General features: G+C 44.4%; 15 protein-coding genes. 5 read left to right on the top strand and 10 right to left on the bottom strand.

Going from position 1 to position 15,961, the window contains the following annotated elements:
- On the top strand, nucleotides 1-615 hold a 615-nt coding region (locus AB4307_RS02155; protein ID WP_372130951.1), incomplete at its 5' end, for a hypothetical protein.
- A 97-nt stretch (nucleotides 616-712) separates the two neighbouring features.
- Complete coding sequence (locus AB4307_RS02150; protein ID WP_372130949.1) at nucleotides 713-1,426, top strand: hypothetical protein; 714 nt, start codon at nucleotides 713-715, stop codon at nucleotides 1,424-1,426.
- On the opposite strand, the gene AB4307_RS02145 is transcribed toward AB4307_RS02150, so the two are convergent.
- The 6 genes from AB4307_RS02145 to ubiT all read right to left on the bottom strand — a co-directional run bounded on the left by AB4307_RS02145 (nucleotide 1,423) and on the right by ubiT (nucleotide 6,110).
- Nucleotides 1,423-2,253 carry a LysR family transcriptional regulator gene (locus AB4307_RS02145; protein ID WP_229647646.1) on the bottom strand — a complete coding sequence of 277 codons (831 nt, stop codon included), beginning with the start codon at nucleotides 2,251-2,253 and terminating at the stop codon, nucleotides 1,423-1,425. The genes AB4307_RS02150 and AB4307_RS02145 overlap by 4 nt on opposite strands.
- A gap of 106 nt (nucleotides 2,254-2,359) precedes the next feature.
- Nucleotides 2,360-3,940, bottom strand: a complete 1,581-nt coding sequence (prfC, locus tag AB4307_RS02140) for a peptide chain release factor 3 (protein WP_017063282.1) — start codon at nucleotides 3,938-3,940, stop codon at nucleotides 2,360-2,362.
- 172 nt (nucleotides 3,941-4,112) lie between these two features.
- Entirely contained in the window at nucleotides 4,113-4,568 is a 456-nt protein-coding gene (rimI, locus tag AB4307_RS02135) for a ribosomal protein S18-alanine N-acetyltransferase (protein ID WP_372128945.1), read from the bottom strand.
- A complete protein-coding gene (locus tag AB4307_RS02130; protein WP_372128947.1) occupies nucleotides 4,561-4,959 on the bottom strand; it encodes a DNA polymerase III subunit psi in 399 nt (132 codons plus the stop codon). Before AB4307_RS02130 ends, rimI begins: the two co-directional genes overlap by 8 nt.
- A gap of 136 nt (nucleotides 4,960-5,095) precedes the next feature.
- Nucleotides 5,096-5,599 (bottom strand): GNAT family N-acetyltransferase, encoded by a 504-nt coding sequence (locus AB4307_RS02125; protein ID WP_372128949.1) that lies wholly within the window; start codon nucleotides 5,597-5,599, stop codon nucleotides 5,096-5,098.
- Entirely contained in the window at nucleotides 5,583-6,110 is a 528-nt protein-coding gene (gene ubiT / locus AB4307_RS02120) for a ubiquinone anaerobic biosynthesis accessory factor UbiT (RefSeq protein ID WP_029235120.1), read from the bottom strand. Before ubiT ends, AB4307_RS02125 begins: the two co-directional genes overlap by 17 nt.
- Before the next feature lie 258 nt (nucleotides 6,111-6,368).
- Between ubiT and AB4307_RS02115 the strand changes: the two genes are divergently transcribed.
- The 3 genes from AB4307_RS02115 (at nucleotide 6,369) to AB4307_RS02100 (ending at nucleotide 10,487) form a co-directional block, all read left to right on the top strand.
- On the top strand, nucleotides 6,369-8,408 hold the full coding sequence (locus tag AB4307_RS02115; protein ID WP_017072096.1) for a sensor domain-containing protein: 2,040 nt from the start codon (nucleotides 6,369-6,371) through the stop codon (nucleotides 8,406-8,408).
- Between the two features lie 168 nt (nucleotides 8,409-8,576).
- Nucleotides 8,577-9,590, top strand: coding sequence for a ubiquinone anaerobic biosynthesis protein UbiU (gene ubiU / locus AB4307_RS02105; protein WP_017059238.1), 1,014 nt, complete (start codon nucleotides 8,577-8,579; stop codon nucleotides 9,588-9,590).
- Nucleotides 9,591-9,608: 18 nt separating this feature from the next.
- Nucleotides 9,609-10,487, top strand: a complete 879-nt coding sequence (locus tag AB4307_RS02100) for a U32 family peptidase (protein WP_017059237.1) — start codon at nucleotides 9,609-9,611, stop codon at nucleotides 10,485-10,487.
- A gap of 85 nt (nucleotides 10,488-10,572) precedes the next feature.
- Here the strand turns inward: AB4307_RS02100 and AB4307_RS02095 are convergent, their stop codons facing one another.
- The 4 genes from AB4307_RS02095 to pnp all read right to left on the bottom strand — a co-directional run bounded on the left by AB4307_RS02095 (nucleotide 10,573) and on the right by pnp (nucleotide 15,729).
- Nucleotides 10,573-11,910, bottom strand: a complete 1,338-nt coding sequence (locus AB4307_RS02095; RefSeq protein ID WP_017065966.1) for an MATE family efflux transporter — start codon at nucleotides 11,908-11,910, stop codon at nucleotides 10,573-10,575.
- Between the two features lie 89 nt (nucleotides 11,911-11,999).
- Nucleotides 12,000-12,407, bottom strand: a complete 408-nt coding sequence (locus tag AB4307_RS02090) for a MarR family winged helix-turn-helix transcriptional regulator (RefSeq protein WP_017056675.1) — start codon at nucleotides 12,405-12,407, stop codon at nucleotides 12,000-12,002.
- Nucleotides 12,408-12,560: 153 nt separating this feature from the next.
- A complete protein-coding gene (gene nlpI / locus AB4307_RS02085; RefSeq protein WP_017059235.1) occupies nucleotides 12,561-13,484 on the bottom strand; it encodes a lipoprotein NlpI in 924 nt (307 codons plus the stop codon).
- A 124-nt stretch (nucleotides 13,485-13,608) separates the two neighbouring features.
- Nucleotides 13,609-15,729 carry a polyribonucleotide nucleotidyltransferase gene (gene pnp, locus AB4307_RS02080; RefSeq protein WP_017059234.1) on the bottom strand — a complete coding sequence of 707 codons (2,121 nt, stop codon included), beginning with the start codon at nucleotides 15,727-15,729 and terminating at the stop codon, nucleotides 13,609-13,611.
- Nucleotides 15,730-15,961: the final 232 nt, after the last annotated feature.

The following is a 15,961-nucleotide window of genomic DNA, read 5'->3' as shown; positions in this document are numbered from 1 at the left end:
GAAAAAACTCTAGTAAAAGTTGAAGGTGACCTAGAAGCTAACGGCAGTGCAGCCATCGTTAAAGGTAATGGCGAATGGTTAGCAACTGTTGAGCGTGTGGATAGTGGTTTTGAGATAACTAGTGGCAAGGGAACTATTGTAATTGATAGCCCACGACCTACTCTCCCAGCCTCTCCAGAGCACCCAGATATGGACTTTGATGATACACCTCGTTGGTCTCCAGATTTCGGTGAAGACCGTCCTGAAATGGAAGAGCGTGACCTGACAGTTAAGATCATTAACGGCGAAATCCACATTATCGACGAAAACACCAGTGAGTGGGTAGGTACTGTCCAACGCAAAGATGGCGAGCTCGTATTTATTGGCAACGGTGACTTTGAAAAAACACTACTTCGTGTGGAAGGCGATGTTACTTCTGACCAATTCTCTTTAGTCAAAGGCAACGGTCAATGGGTTGCGACTGTTTCAAAAATAGATGACGGTGTACGTATTCAAACAAAGAATCACGATCATGTGTTTGATGGTTCAAACATCGACCGTAGCAAGCTTCAATCTATCGACCCAACTAAACTACAGAAAGCTAAATCCGCTATTCAACAACGTTTACGCGGCTAAAATTCAACCTGAGTTGAACCCGCTCACCCGATAATAGTGAACGCTATTATCGGGTGTTTTTACTCACTAGCTAAGGAAAGCGATTCGGAATTTGAATATGAAACGCCTTCTATTAATACTTGCTTTGACTTTCCCTTTTTACTCGTCTGCAAATGACACCCTTATTGAATCTATTGAGCGTTTTACAGATATCTTTTCCGTCAGCTTATCTCAAAGCCCAGACAATGATAAGACAGTCGCCACACTTGATATAAACTATCAAATCAATGATAAATTGCGTGTTTTTGGAGAGGTTGATACTCAAGACTATTGGCAAGCAGGGTTGGGATATTCATTCTGGCAAGGGGACACGTACTACACTGAAAACACCGTAAAAGTCAGCGAACATGAGATCACAACAGGCATTTTTGTTGCTAAGTTGATTCATGAAAATTGGACACTGCTTGGCGATATCAACTACAACTATATGGACAGAGATTTCGATGCTTGTCTTCCAAACTTATGCATGGAATATAGAGCCTCTGACACATTCGATTATAGTGCAGGCGCTCTGTGGAGCCCGATTCAATATGCTGACTTTCTTTACAAATTCAACCAAGAAATCGGATTCAAAAAAGATACCCAAGACTTTTATATTAAAGATGATACTACTACGAGATCTAGACATATCAGAAATGAAACTAGGACCAACATTCATTATCACGAAGTAGCTGTATTCTTTAACTTGAAGTACGTAAAACCGTCCGTTACCTACACCATATACCCTGAAAACAAAAACTATGTGGAATTCGGTTTAGCCTTCGATTTCTAGCTATTTAATAACTGTTTAAGCTCATCTCGTAGCTCTTGGTGTTGCCCATTAGTTTGATACTTCTTGTGATAGAAAAACTCAAACTCCACAGGACGCATTGAAAATGGAGGCTCATGAATCCGTAAGCCAATGGTTTTTGCTAATTGGATCATGCTAACCGGAACCGCAGCAATGTAGTCAGTCCCTTTTACCGCCAATATCAAGTTAGTGATGTTTCGAACTTCAATTGCCACATCACGTGTGAAGCTCTTTTCGGAAAGAAAGTCGACTATTTGAGTATCTTGTCGAAGTAACTTCAAGGTTACATGCCGTGCTTCAAGAAACTCATCCATCGAAATCTTCTCACCAAATTGACTGTTTTCAGGATCACTCATAAGAAGCAGTCTATCAGTAGTTGCAAATTCAGACGCTAAACTTGACTGTTTAGGTAAACCAGTATCGACCACTAAATCTACTCGATTGAGTCGGATATCCTCGACAACATTCTCTACAGAAATTGGGGATTCAACTAACTGAACACCATTGAGCATGGGCATTTTGTGGAGCAGATTCGCAGGCATATAAACCGTAAAATCACGCTTTCTTGATACTGCACCTTCCATCAGCTCTAAAGCATCAGATAATTGACCTGCCAATTTGTGAGCCATTGACGTTGGTTCTATTGAACGCCCTACTCTTACGAACAACGCATAGCCTACCACCGCTTCAAACCTCTTGATTGCAGCACTAACCGCAGGTTGAGTTAGCTCTAACGATTCAGCCGCTTTGGTTATCGATCTTTGTTGATATACAGAGAGGAATGGCTTTACTAAATTGAGATCAAACACGCTTTACTCCATCAAAACGGTGTACTCTTAGTGTAACAAAAAAGCCGAATGCTAGAAGCAATTCGGCTTTAATATTATCCAACAATGTTATGTAGAACTGTCGCTATTAGTGCTCGCGCGTCGCTCGGAATTGAACTTCAGGGAAACGTTCAGAAGCTAAGTTCAAGTTCACCATAGTTGGTGCGATGTAAGACAGGTTGTCACCGCCATCTAGCGCAAGGTTAGATTGGTTCTTACGTTTGAATTCTTCTAGTTTCTTAGCGTCATCACATTCAACCCAGCGAGCTGTTGCAACGTTAACACCTTCGTAGATAGCTTCTACGTTGTATTCCGCTTTCAAGCGCGCTACAACCACGTCGAACTGAAGGACACCAACCGCACCAACGATCAGGTCGTTGTTCTGCATAGGACGGAATACTTGTACTGCGCCCTCTTCTGAAAGCTGAACTAATCCTTTTAGAAGTTGCTTCTGCTTAAGTGGATCGCGTAGGCGAATACGACGGAATAGCTCAGGTGCGAAGTTAGGAATACCAGCGAACTTAAGGCTCTCACCTTGAGTAAAGGTATCGCCAATCTGGATTGTGCCATGGTTATGCAGACCAATAATGTCACCAGCGTATGCTTTTTCAGCACGCGCACGGTCGCCCGCCATGAAGGTCACCGCATCCGAAATACTTACGTTCTTACCAGTACGAACATGGTTCATCTTCATGCCTTGGTCGTAAGTACCTGATACGATACGCATGAATGCGATACGGTCACGGTGTTTTGGATCCATGTTTGCTTGGATCTTAAACACGAAACCAGAGAATTTCTCTTCTGTCGCTTCTACATCACGCTCATTCGCTTGGCGCGTTTGAGGTGCAGGAGCCCACTTCGTTAGACCATCAAGCATGTGGTCAACACCAAAGTTACCCAATGCAGTACCGAAGTAAACCGGCGTTAGTTCACCCGCTAGGAATAATTCATGGTCAAACTCAGGACAAGCACCGATAACAAGCTCTAGCTCTTCACGTACGCTTTCCGCAAGATCAGCACCTACTGCTTCATCTAGCTCAGGGTTATCTAGACCTTTGATGATACGAACTTCTTGGATCTCGTGGCCGTGGCCAGATTCATACAAGATCGTTTCATCACGGTGAATGTGGTAAACACCTTTAAACTCTTTACCGCAACCAATTGGCCATGAGATTGGAGCACAAGCCATACCTAGCTCGCTCTCTACTTCATCAAGCACTTCCATTGGGTCACGAACGTCACGGTCAAGTTTGTTCATAAACGTTACGATTGGAGTATCACGAAGACGTGTTACTTCCATCAGCTTACGAGTACGGTCTTCGACACCTTTAGCAGCATCGATAACCATCAAACAAGAATCAACCGCTGTTAGCGTACGGTACGTATCTTCCGAGAAATCTTCGTGTCCTGGAGTATCGAGTAGGTTTACTAGGCAATCATTGTATGGGAATTGCATTACCGACGTAGTTACCGAGATACCACGTTCTTTTTCCATCTCCATCCAGTCAGATTTAGCGTGCTGGTTAGAGCCACGGCCTTTTACGGTACCCGCTTTTTGAATCGCGTTTCCGAATAAAAGAACTTTTTCAGTAATCGTGGTTTTACCCGCATCCGGGTGAGAGATAATCGCAAACGTTCTACGTTTGCTCACTTCTTGTTGGAAAGACATAGTCGCCCTTTGCTGATCTAAAGCGTAAAAAGGGCAAGTAGATAATACTTGCCCTTGAATTCTGTGTGCGGATTATACAGAAAGCGTATCACTTTCTAAAGGGTCAGTTTACACCCTATTTTTTGGCTAATTTTGTGATTAGCTATCTAGTTAGCGAAAAGACGTAACATGACTAGCTAAAAGACATAAAAAGATAGCTCATAATGATGGCATCTTCGTTGCCTTGTTTAGTTGGATAGTAATTACGACGGCGATCAACTTCGTTGAAGCCTGCCTTTTCGTAAAGATTAAACGCGTTCACATTACTTTCGCGAACTTCCAGCCAAGCGCTTTCAGCATCAGCTTGTTCACATATATCAAGGAAATGTTCAGTTAGTGCCTTACCATAACCTTTGCCTTGCTTGCTTGGGTCTACCGCAATATTAAGCAGCGTCACTTCACCAACAATATTTTGAGCGAAGAAATAGCCCACCACTTGTCCATCAACTTCAAGGACATGATGACAAGCGCCTCGGCTATCAAGATCTCGGATCATATTTTCAGACCAAGGGTGAGAATGCGCGGCCTGCTCTATCTTCCAAATGGCGCCTAGGTGTTGTTGTGAAGTCGGTAAAAATTGATTAGTCATAAGCACAAATTTGTTGCCATAAGTCGCGGCGGTGTTGGTTGTTACCGTTAATGTCAGACAGTAATGGCGATTGAAGTGTTTTAGCCTTCAGCTCTTGAGCCGACTCACAACCAGCAAACCATATCCACTCAACCGAACCTAAATCCACAGTAGACAAGTGTTGCGGTTGAAGGTGTAAAGCCTGAGATAAGTCGAGCTTGATACTTTTGAGTACTCGCTCAAACATCACGGCGAGATCTTCCTGAGGTTTTTCAGGCGAAACCAACAGTAACTTGCAATCGCTCGAGAGCGGAGTCAATTCAGATTCATAACCTGCTAAACGCTCTGGGTGACTTAGTTCCCATTGGCTAATGCCCATCTCTTGTAGGTATTGCGCGTGTGTTTGTGACATATCTAGCGGTAGTAACCTTAAGTTTATTGGAGCCGAAGCTTATTAGAACTGGGCTGATACTAACAAAAAATAAAGGAGCATCAAGCTCCTTTATTTAGACTAAGTCAGTTTGTATCTTATTGCGTGATAAATCAGCTTATAAGTCGTTGAACTCTGGGCTGTAAGCAATCTCACCAGCATGTCCTGCAAGCGCACCTTCAACTAACTCGATAGCTTGGAAAGCTCCTTCAGGTACATCCCAAGTGCAGCTCAAACCAAATTCACTCGCAGCCTTGAAACCAAAGCGACCGTAATAGGCAGGATCACCAAGCACGACACAGGCTGGGTAACCAAAATCAACCAAAGTAGAGAAAGCATCTTCAACCAGTGATTTAGCAATGCCTTGGTTGCGGAACTCTTCTTTCACAGCAAGTGGTGCAAGCCCCTGCCAGTTGTGATCGTCACCTTTAAGGGTAATTGGGCTAAACATCAGGTGACCAACCACCTCGCCTTCGTCAGAGCAAGCCACCAGCGATAGCGTTAAATGACTATTCTCACGCAAGCTCATAACCAAATTAGCTTCTGCATCCGTTTCAAAAACAGATTTCAATAGACGATCAATGACAAGTATATCTGCCGGTGCTTCAGTTCGAATAAGCATTCATTACCTCACTTTGTGTATCTGGGGATTGTACTCCCTTCTGCACAAAATCAGCTAATTGATTTAACAAAGTTTTCATAGGAGTCGGCAATAAGTCCAAATCTACGCTATCCATCAAGTTTTTGACCTCTAAACCGAGCTCTGTATCACCTTCAATAGACAGTCGACGTTGGAAGAAAAGCGTATCTGGGTCTTCTTTACGTCCCGCAATCAACACAAGATCGTTAAGATTGCCGCTAAAGCTTACATCTTCAACCACCTCTTTATCAGCTACAACCAGTTGCTCATTTTTGTAGCTAATACACCAACTTAACCCCATGTCTTTTATTGAGACTTTCAGCCATTTGTCTTCTAAAAACTCAAAGTCACCGTCCTCTAAAGCTTCCTTGAATACATTCTTAAGCGCCTCCAATAAGGCTCTTTTTTGTACTGTTTTAGGCAATAACTGGACTGGAGATCGCAAAATTGATGCGGCATTTTGAACTAGTTGAGTGCGAATCTTGTTTATCACGTGACTTATCCGTAACTTTGTCAATAATATGGAATGCATCATAGATGATGTTGAGATCTCAGTTACTGTTATGTATCAAATTAACTTCTGTTTGATACTCGACCTTTAATATCCTGAAAATCACAGTTATAGTAACTCAGGTAATGAGAATTACAGCGGATCGCTGCACTCACAGGTAAATATCGATAGCCACACAAAAAGTAATAAATATTTATCGATAGTGAATATTCAAGCTCTTGGAGAATTGGTAGTACTTTGATGCCTCCCCAACAACTACAACATTGGTTTACCCAGCTAACTGCAAATAGTCCGTTCTTTTTTGCAGTACTTGATGCTCAACATAACTATTTTATGGTGAATGAGCGTTACTGCGATATTGCTGGTTTGAGTCAACCAGAGCTTGCAGGCATGAATGATCGCCAAACATTGGGCGAACAGTTCTACCAACATCTCAAGCCTTACTATGAGCGTGCATTCAGTGGCGAAACGATTGAGGCCGAAGTCACCCTCAACGAAACAGACCTCGATACCAGCCTTCATTTCAGCCTATCTCCGCTTACCAATGGCAACAAAACCGACTACATCGTCTTTCACGCCTTCGACACATCAGAAAACCAAGTACTTGTCCGTTCTTTAGAAGAATCCGAAGCCAAATTCCACAAACTATCTCAACTACTCCCTGACGGATTACTGCTCGTTGAAAGTGACTATATCTTGTCATCCAACCCAGCGGCAGCGCGCCTGCTTGGCTTTAACTCAACCACAGAGTTAATTGGCGAACAGCTGGGACGCCTATTTATCGATGAACAAACCAAAACAGTCTTCAATAATAACCTCAGCTCTATTATTTCTGAGTCTGGTTTGGTTTGCTTAACGGGTGCGCGATGCGGCTTTGAACGTAAGGTCCAGCTCAACATCGACTCCACCACCGTTCTTGGAAGCAACACTCAGCTGGTGCTTATTCAAGACGCACAAGAAACCGCAAAACAATACACACCAGCAAACAGTGAAGATGCCTACATAGATGCACTGACCAAACTCTACAATCGAGTTGGGTTTACTAAGCGTCTTGAGCAGTTCATTCACAACGATACGCCGGTGGTGATGCTCTACTTAGACATTGATAACTTTAAAAATATCAATGACTCACTTGGTCATCACATCGGTGACAAGGTGATTAAAGAGGTCGCTTCGCGTCTTAAACGCTTACTGCCTCGTAAGGCCGTGATTGGACATTTAGGCGGGGATGAGTTTGGTATTATCCTTCCAGAACCTGAACATCAGCGAACACCTGAAATGCTCGCTGAAAAGATCATTTCCCTGATCAATCAACCCTTCGATCTTCACCACTTTAGCAAGCGCTTAGCCTGCTCTATTGGTAGTGTGAGCTTTCCTCAAGATGGTACTGATGCTCGTATCTTGCTGCAAAATGCAGACACAGCAATGTATGAAGCGAAAGATCGTGGTCGTAATCGTCTGATCAAGTTCAACGAACAGATGAATAAAGAAGCGCGTATGCGACTGTGGCTTGAGATAGAGCTCCAAAAAGCACTGCAACAAAATGGACTTGAGGTTTGGTATCAACCGAAAGTGAATGCCCGTGATTTCACCATCAACGGCGCTGAAGCTCTGGTACGTTGGAAGCATCCTGTCGAAGGTTATATCAGTCCGGCCGCGTTCATTCCTGTGGCGGAACGAGCAGGGCTTATTGAACAACTTGGCCGAGTGGTAATGCGTGAAGTGTTTGCTACGGTTAAACGCTGGAAGATGCAAGGTATCCTTCCAGGTCGAGTGGCTATCAACCTTTCACCAGAACAGTTTGGTAACCCGAAACTGATTGATTACATGGAAAAGCTACTGCGTTCGACCGAGCTTGATCCAAGTGCGATTACGTTCGAGCTAACGGAAAGTGCGGTGATGAGTGATAGTGAACACACACTCCAAATGCTTAACGCCATCAAGAAACTTGGCTTTGCTCTCTCCATTGATGATTTTGGTACAGGTTACTCTTCACTGTCTTACCTTGCTCGCTTCCCAATTGATGAGCTTAAGATAGACCGTGCTTTCATCTCTGATATCGATACCCTACCAAAGCAAATCACCGTAATTGAAAACATCATCAACCTAGGTAAATCTCTCGATTTGACCGTGGTTGCTGAAGGTGTCGAAACCAGTGAGCAAGCGACTCTATTATCGAACCTCAACTGTAGTTCGATTCAAGGCTTCCACTTCTACCGTCCGCAACCAAAACAAGATGTCGAAGAGTTGTTTGCCCAAAACCGCCGTCATAAGAACTAATCAAGTACCTCATATTTAAACCAAGCCAACATGTAAAACGGTCACTCGTCAGTACCTCAAACGGAGTAAAAGCAGATTTATCCATCTAAACCTGCCTTACATCAATTCCGTCATTCACAATTCTTCATAAAATGCTCGCTTCAACTTAATTCTACTGGTAGTGAGCAAATGGAACTCTTATGCCCAGCGGGTAACTTACCTGCTTTGAAAACCGCTATTGATTGTGGTGCGGATGCTGTCTATATCGGATTCAAAGACGATACCAATGCCCGACACTTTGCAGGCCTAAACTTTGCGGGTAAAAAGCTCGATCGTGCTGTGCAGTATGTGCATGACCACAACAAGAAAATTCATGTTGCCCTAAATACGTTTGCTCACCCAAATGGCTTCGACCGTTGGACTAATGCCGTAGACAACGCCGCTGCTCTGGGTGTTGATGCGCTGATCATCGCAGACATCGCGGTGCTTGAGTACGCAGCAAATAAGTATCCAGATCTAGAACTGCACCTATCAGTGCAAGCATCTGCGACCAATGCGGCGGCTATCGACTTCTACCATAAAAACTTCAACGTTAAGCGTGTCGTACTACCGCGTGTGTTGTCGATTCATCAGGTCAAACAGCTTTCTCGTAACATCACTTCTGACGTTGACCTTGAAGTATTCGCTTTTGGTAGCTTGTGCATCATGGCAGAAGGCCGTTGCTACCTCTCTTCATACATGACAGGCGAATCACCAAATACTGTTGGTGCTTGTTCTCCGGCGAAATACGTTCGCTGGCAAGAAACAGAAACTGGCCTCGAATCTCGCTTGAACGAAATCCTTATCGATAAATATGAAGCAGGTGAAAACGCAGGTTACCCAACGCTGTGTAAAGGCCGCTTTGAAGCAGATATCGATGGTGAACGTAAGCGCTATCACGCACTTGAAGAGCCAACCAGCCTCAACACGCTATCCATGTTGCCTGAGCTTTTCGCGGCGAACGTTGCCTCAGTGAAGATTGAAGGTCGCCAACGCAGCCCGGCTTATGTTGAACAAGTCACTCGTACGTGGCGTGCAGCTATCGATCGCTACTTAGCGAACCCAGAACAATACCAAGTGGAACAAGCTTGGAATGCGACACTGGCGAATGTATCGGAAGGTACACAAACCACGCTTGGCGCTTATCACCGTAAATGGCAATAGAGCCAAATGGAGAACTCAATGAAATACGCATTAGGCCCTCTACTTTATTTTTGGCCAAAACAAGACGTTGAAAGCTTCTATGAGCAAGCGAAATCAAGCTCTGCCGATATCATCTACCTAGGTGAAGCGGTGTGTTCAAAGCGTCGTGAGATGAAAGCGAAACACTGGATGGACATTGCTAAAGAGCTGTCTGCTTCAGGTAAGCAAGTCGTACTTTCCACCATGGCATTGCTAGAAGCACCAAGCGAAGTCAACATCATGAAGAAGTACATCGATAACGGTGACTTTGCGATCGAAGCCAATGATGTGTCTGCAATTCAACTGGCCAGCGAAAGCAAAGTACCTTTCGTGGTTGGCCCGGCAGTAAACACCTACAACGCACGCACCCTGAACCTATTCTTGAAACAAGGCATGACGCGTTGGTGTATGCCGGTTGAGCTTTCTCGCGAATGGCTAAGCAACGTAATGACCCAGTGCGAAGAGCTAAATATTCGTAACAAGTTCGAAGTTGAAGTGTTTAGCCACGGCTACCTGCCGCTTGCTTACTCAGCACGCTGCTTTACCGCTCGCGCTGAAAACAAAGCTAAAGACGATTGCGAAACCTGCTGTATCAAGTACCCAACAGGGCTACAAGTAGAAAGCCAAGAAGGCCAATCAGTCTTCAACCTTAACGGTATTCAGACGCAATCAGGCTACTGCTACAACCTAGTCAACGATTTGCCAAATATGCACGACTTGGTTGATGTGGTTCGTTTAAGCCCACTCGGCATCGATACCTTCTCTGAAATCAATAACTTCAGAGCGAACGAGCAAGGTCAAAAACCGATGAAGATTGAAAGCCGCCAATGTAATGGTTACTGGCATCAGCTTGCAGGTTTAGACGTTAAGAACATCTAGTTCCTCGCATTGGACTAACCAGCAACAGATACAAAAAAGGTCTAGCGTTCGCTAGACCTTTTTAATGCGACTTAAGAAACACGGCCTATGCCGTCGCTGTTTCCATCGGTGAGGCATCGAGCTTCTTTAAGTCTTTGTAGAGCATTACCATCACCACCACACTTAGTGCGATGTTAGACAGTGGGTACGCAATCCAGATCCCCGGCACACCATACAACTTAGGCATAATGTACAAGAACGGTAGTTGGATAAGCATATTACCTATAGTCACAAACATCGCCTTGCTGCCCTTGTTCACCGCTTGATAGTAAGCAGCTGCGACTACCAAGAAGCCATCCAGCGCCAGTGCAAACATGTGAAGGCGAATACCCAACACGGTGTACTCAACCAACTGAGGTTCGTCTGAGTTAAATACTGATACAAACTCACGTGGGAACGCATTGAGAAGCAGCACGAACGCCACACCAATCAATACCGAACTCATCATCGCAATCTTAAGTAGCTTGCGGATGTTTGCTTGGTTACGCGCACCATGGTTGTAGCTCACCAATGGTTGCATGCCGTTGGCGATACCTTCAGCCGTGAGATAATAAACCGTCACGATGTAGCCCAAAATCGCGTAAGCACCGATCATCAACTGGTCGCCATATTGAGAGAACAACGCATTGTGCAACGCCACCATCATCGAACCATAAGCGTACATAAAGAAGCTTGATGTACCAATGGCGAAGATTTGTGGAATCACATCCAGCTTCAATCTCAACTCATTCCAACGTAAACGTAGGTTTGCTCGACGCGAGAAGAAGTAAGCCAAGCCGAGAGCCGTTACTACAAACTGGGCAATCGCTGTTGCTAATGCTGCACCCATCAACTCCCAGCCATAGAGAGCGATAAACAGGTAATCGAGCACGATATTAATCACCGCACCAACGATCATCAGTATCGTCGCTAAGTTCGGACTGTCATCGTTACGCAGTAGAAACGGCATCGCGATCGAACCTAGCGTGAAGACACTAGCACCAATCAGAATGTGTAAGTACTGCAGACCAAGTTCATACACTCGCCCTTCAGCGCCCTGCCAAAGCAAGAAGTTATCAGCAAACAAGAACAGCAATGCAGAGACAATAGGCGTTATCGCTAACAACAAGGTTAAGCCCGTTGCTAAGATCTGCTTAGCGCCTTGAGTATCTTTTTCACCTTGGCGAATCGAGACAAGCGCACCTGTGCCCACACCCACCAACATACCAATACCAAGAATCGAACCAATCACAGGCCACGCAACATTGATACCTGCAAGTCCATCAGCCCCCACATAGCGGCCAATGAAGATGCCATCCACCACTTGGTACAGGCCATTAACCAACATGGCCGCCACGGTAGGGATTGTGTATCGCCAAAATTGACGACTAATTGAGTTACTCATTTCTTACTCTACTTTCATTTGTGAGTCGCATATCAACAAGATATGACTCGAAAAATTAGTTAACAAGGCTAACTAAATATCTAAATTATTTACTTTAAAGCTTTATTTAATAATAGGTTTAACTGCTGAGATTCTTGCTCAGACAAACGGCTTTCCAGTATCTGTGCCATGACCTGATAGATCTTACTTTCTTCTTCCAAGCCGACTTCCGCTTTGCTGGTCAGTACGACCAACTTAGACCTCGCATCTTCGAGCGAAGCTTTACGCTCAACGAGACCTTTTCTCTCTAACCTTTGAACCATAGTAGTTGCTGAAGGCTTGGTTACTTGCATTTCAATCGCCAGATCTGTCAATCGGATCGGTTCAGGAGAGGCTTGAATGACCTTCAAATAGTCATATTCATTGAAGCTCAATTGGCAAATAGGATCTTCATTTACCTGAGTGCGCCATATCTTAGAGGCGAAGCGCTCAATCTTTTCTAAATTCTGGTTCAGCATACTCACCTAATCAAAGAATAGCATTTAGTTAGCAAGGCTAACTATTTTAGTGTTGTTTAAATAAAAAGCAATCAAAACGAGATGAAGATCATAAAAAAGGAGCATAAAAAAACCGCTGACAGACAGCGGCTTTTCGGAATCAAAATGTGTTGCTTACTTAGCGTTGGCTTCTTCTTCGGCCTCAGCCAGCTTAACTTGCGCTAAGTGCTCAGCTTTAAGTGTGGTGAAGATACGGCTTAACTCTAAGAAAGAGTAACGATGTTCTACGTATTCATACACGTTAAAAGAAACCGCTAACTTGTACAAAGAGATAGCATTCGCGTAATCACCATTCATATGGTAACGCTTAGCAAGGTAGAAGTACGTCTCTGTTAGACGCTGCGCAAGTAACGTGTTGTCACGAGTACCGGTTAAGATCGCCTTGAAAGCCTGCTCTTCAGTAATGTCATCAAGCATAATCGCGACTAATACCCAACCCCACTGCTCATCACGGCTCTCGTAACGTTTTTGCAAATCAAGCTTAGCCTGCTCTGGCGTCAGCTCATGCTGAATGATGTACAACCACAGAGCGCGAAACGGATCGCTAGGATCGTCGGCATAGTGCTTCATCATCTCTTCATTGGCTAAGTCGTAACGCTCGCCATAGTAAAGCGCGATAGAGCGGTTCCTTTCTGCGTAAGAGTTTGCAGGATCAAGCTCTAACGTAGAATCAAAAGATTCATAAGCCGCATCAAACTCCCCTACCTGCGTAAAGTAAACACCCAAAAGATTGAAGATATCAGGTTGAGCAGGGTTCAATGAAAGAGATTGGTTGAAGTCGAGACGCGCGAGATCACGCAGGCCAACACTGTCGTAGTAGTTACCACGTTCAAACAGCATCTTAGCTCGAACTTCATCGTTCAAATCTGGGCGCTGTAATAACTGACTAAGACGTGCAATTTGAACTTCTTGCTGAACGCTTGGTTGCAGTGGCACAGCCATCGGTGGATAAACCCAACTTGAGGTGTTATCTGATGTTGTCGCACAACCTGTTAGTACAAGCAGTAAACACATACTCGCGGTTTGAAACCATTTCACAAATAATTACTCCTGTTATGACCGCAATAAAAAAGGGGAGCGATATGCTCCCCTTTATAACATGCTTTGTTGACGATAGGTTAGAAATCACTAAAAAGCGATATCACCATCGACACACTGAGAATTACTCAGCAGCAGGTGCTTCGCCTTCAGCTGGCGTTTCAACTGCTTCTTTCATGCTTAGACGTACACGGCCTTGACGGTCAATTTCAAGAACCTTAACAGGAACTTCTTGACCTTCAGTTAGGTAGTCAGACACTTTCTCAACGCGCTTGTCAGCGATTTGAGAGATGTGTACTAGACCATCTTTACCTGGAAGGATAGTAACGAATGCACCGAAGTCAGCTAGACGAGCAACTTTACCTTGGTAAATGCGGCCAACTTCAACTTCAGCTGTGATCTCTTCGATACGACGGATAGCTTCTTTAGCAGCTGCGCCTTCAGTAGCAGCAATCTTGATTGTGCCATCGTCTTCGATTTCGATTGTAGTACCCGTTTCTTCACAAAGAGCACGGATAACTGCGCCGCCTTTACCGATAACATCTTTGATCTTATCAGAGCTGATTTTCATTGTGTGGATACGTGGAGCGAATTCAGAGATATCTTCACGAGCACCAGAGATAGCTTCATCCATTACAGAAAGGATGTGCTTACGTGCACCTTGCGCTTGGTTAAGTGCAATTTGCATGATCTCTTTAGTGATACCTTCGATCTTGATGTCCATTTGAAGTGCAGTGATACCAGCGTTAGTACCTGCTACTTTAAAGTCCATGTCACCTAGGTGATCTTCGTCGCCAAGGATGTCAGAAAGAACAACGAAATCGTCGCCTTCTTTAACAAGACCCATTGCGATACCCGCAACAGAAGCTTTGATTGGAACACCAGCATCCATAAGAGCTAGAGATGTACCACATACAGAAGCCATTGAAGAAGAACCGTTAGATTCTGTGATTTCCGATACAACACGAACTGTGTATGGGAATTCTTCAACAGAAGGCATTACTGCTTGGATACCACGTTTAGCAAGCTTACCGTGACCAATTTCACGACGCTTAGGAGAACCAACGAAACCAGTTTCACCTACACAGTATGGAGGGAAGTTGTAGTGTAGAAGGAAGTTGTCTTTCTTCTCACCCATCAGGCTGTCGATGATTTGAGCATCACGTTGTGTGCCAAGCGTTGCAGTAACAAGTGCTTGAGTTTCACCACGAGTGAATAGAGAAGAACCGTGTGTACGTGGAAGAACACCAGTACGTACGTCTAGCGCACGAACCATGTCTTTTTCACGGCCATCGATACGTGGGTTGCCAGCGATGATGCGGCTACGTACTACGTTTTTCTCTAGAGAACCAAGCATGCCGCGGATTTCGCGCTCATCTAGGTTTTCGTCTTGTGCAATTAGAGCTTCAACAACGTCGTTCTTGATTACGCCAACTTGCTCGTAACGAGCCATTTTCTCAGTGATCTGGTACGCGTCAGATAGACGAGTTTCAGCAAGTTCAGCAACTTGAGCTTTAAGCTCAGTGTTAACTGCTGGTGCTTCCCAGTTCCAAGATGGAGTTGCAACTTCAGCAGCAAACTCGTTGATTGCTTTGATTACAACTTGTTGTTGGTCGTGACCGTAAACAACAGCTGAAAGCATTTCTTCTTCAGATAGGTTATCTGCTTCAGATTCAACCATAAGTACTGCGCCTTCTGTACCAGACACAACTAGGTCTAGTTTAGAGTTTTCAAGCTCAGTATTTGATGGGTTAAGAACAAGTTCGCCGTCGATGTGACCAACACGTGCAGCACCGATAGGACCATTGAATGGAGCACCAGAGATAGCAAGCGCAGCAGATGTTGCGATCATAGTGATCATGTCTGGGTTTACGTCAGGGTTGATAGAAACAACCGTAGCGATAACTTGAACTTCGTTTTTAAACGCACTTGGGAAAAGTGGACGAATTGGACGGTCAATCAGACGAGCTGTTAGTGTTTCGCCTTCAGATGGACGACCTTCACGCTTGAAGAAACCACCAGGGATTTTACCCGCAGCGTATGTACGCTCTTGGTAGTTTACTGTTAGTGGGAAGAAGTCTTGACCTGCAACTGCTTCTTTCTTAGCAACAACAGAAACGAATACTGAAGTATCGTCCATAGTCGCCATTACAGCAGCAGTAGCTTGACGTGCAATTACGCCCGTTTCTAGAGTAACGGTGTGGTTACCGTACTGGAACGATTTTACAACTGGTTTTTCAAACATTGTATATCCTTAGCTCTAAAGTCAGACTTTAGATTAAGTGAATAATGACTCAAGACATTACCAATCGCGACTAGTGAAAAGGGACTTAGGATGGTGACTCTTTGTATGTGTTCATACGCCGAATTAAGACCAAATCCGCCTTTGAATAGTCGCGACCTATTGGCCGACATCTGTGACTGTAATCTCTTGAGAGGTTGATTGCCAAACGCTGAAAACGCTATAGGCGGGCGTA

Origin of the sequence: Vibrio sp. 10N.261.52.C2 (assembly GCF_041471425.1) — a bacterium.
GTDB lineage: Bacteria > Pseudomonadota > Gammaproteobacteria > Enterobacterales > Vibrionaceae > Vibrio > Vibrio crassostreae_C.
Note: the sequence above shows the minus strand (reverse complement) of the source record. Positions and strands in the feature narration are given on the sequence as shown.

Coding starts and splice junctions, on each gene's coding strand:
- AB4307_RS02100 (WP_017059237.1), top strand. CDS start 9,609: ATGAAATACGCATTAGGCCCTCTACTTTATTTTTGGCCAAAACAAGAC.
- AB4307_RS02130 (WP_372128947.1), bottom strand. CDS start 4,959: ATGTCACAAACACACGCGCAATACCTACAAGAGATGGGCATTAGCCAA.
- rimI (WP_372128945.1), bottom strand. CDS start 4,568: ATGACTAATCAATTTTTACCGACTTCACAACAACACCTAGGCGCCATT.
- AB4307_RS02115 (WP_017072096.1), top strand. CDS start 6,369: ATGCCTCCCCAACAACTACAACATTGGTTTACCCAGCTAACTGCAAAT.
- pnp (WP_017059234.1), bottom strand. CDS start 15,729: ATGTTTGAAAAACCAGTTGTAAAATCGTTCCAGTACGGTAACCACACC.
- prfC (WP_017063282.1), bottom strand. CDS start 3,940: ATGTCTTTCCAACAAGAAGTGAGCAAACGTAGAACGTTTGCGATTATC.
- AB4307_RS02125 (WP_372128949.1), bottom strand. CDS start 5,599: ATGCTTATTCGAACTGAAGCACCGGCAGATATACTTGTCATTGATCGT.
- ubiU (WP_017059238.1), top strand. CDS start 8,577: ATGGAACTCTTATGCCCAGCGGGTAACTTACCTGCTTTGAAAACCGCT.
- AB4307_RS02150 (WP_372130949.1), top strand. CDS start 713: ATGAAACGCCTTCTATTAATACTTGCTTTGACTTTCCCTTTTTACTCG.
- AB4307_RS02095 (WP_017065966.1), bottom strand. CDS start 11,910: ATGAGTAACTCAATTAGTCGTCAATTTTGGCGATACACAATCCCTACC.
- AB4307_RS02090 (WP_017056675.1), bottom strand. CDS start 12,407: ATGCTGAACCAGAATTTAGAAAAGATTGAGCGCTTCGCCTCTAAGATA.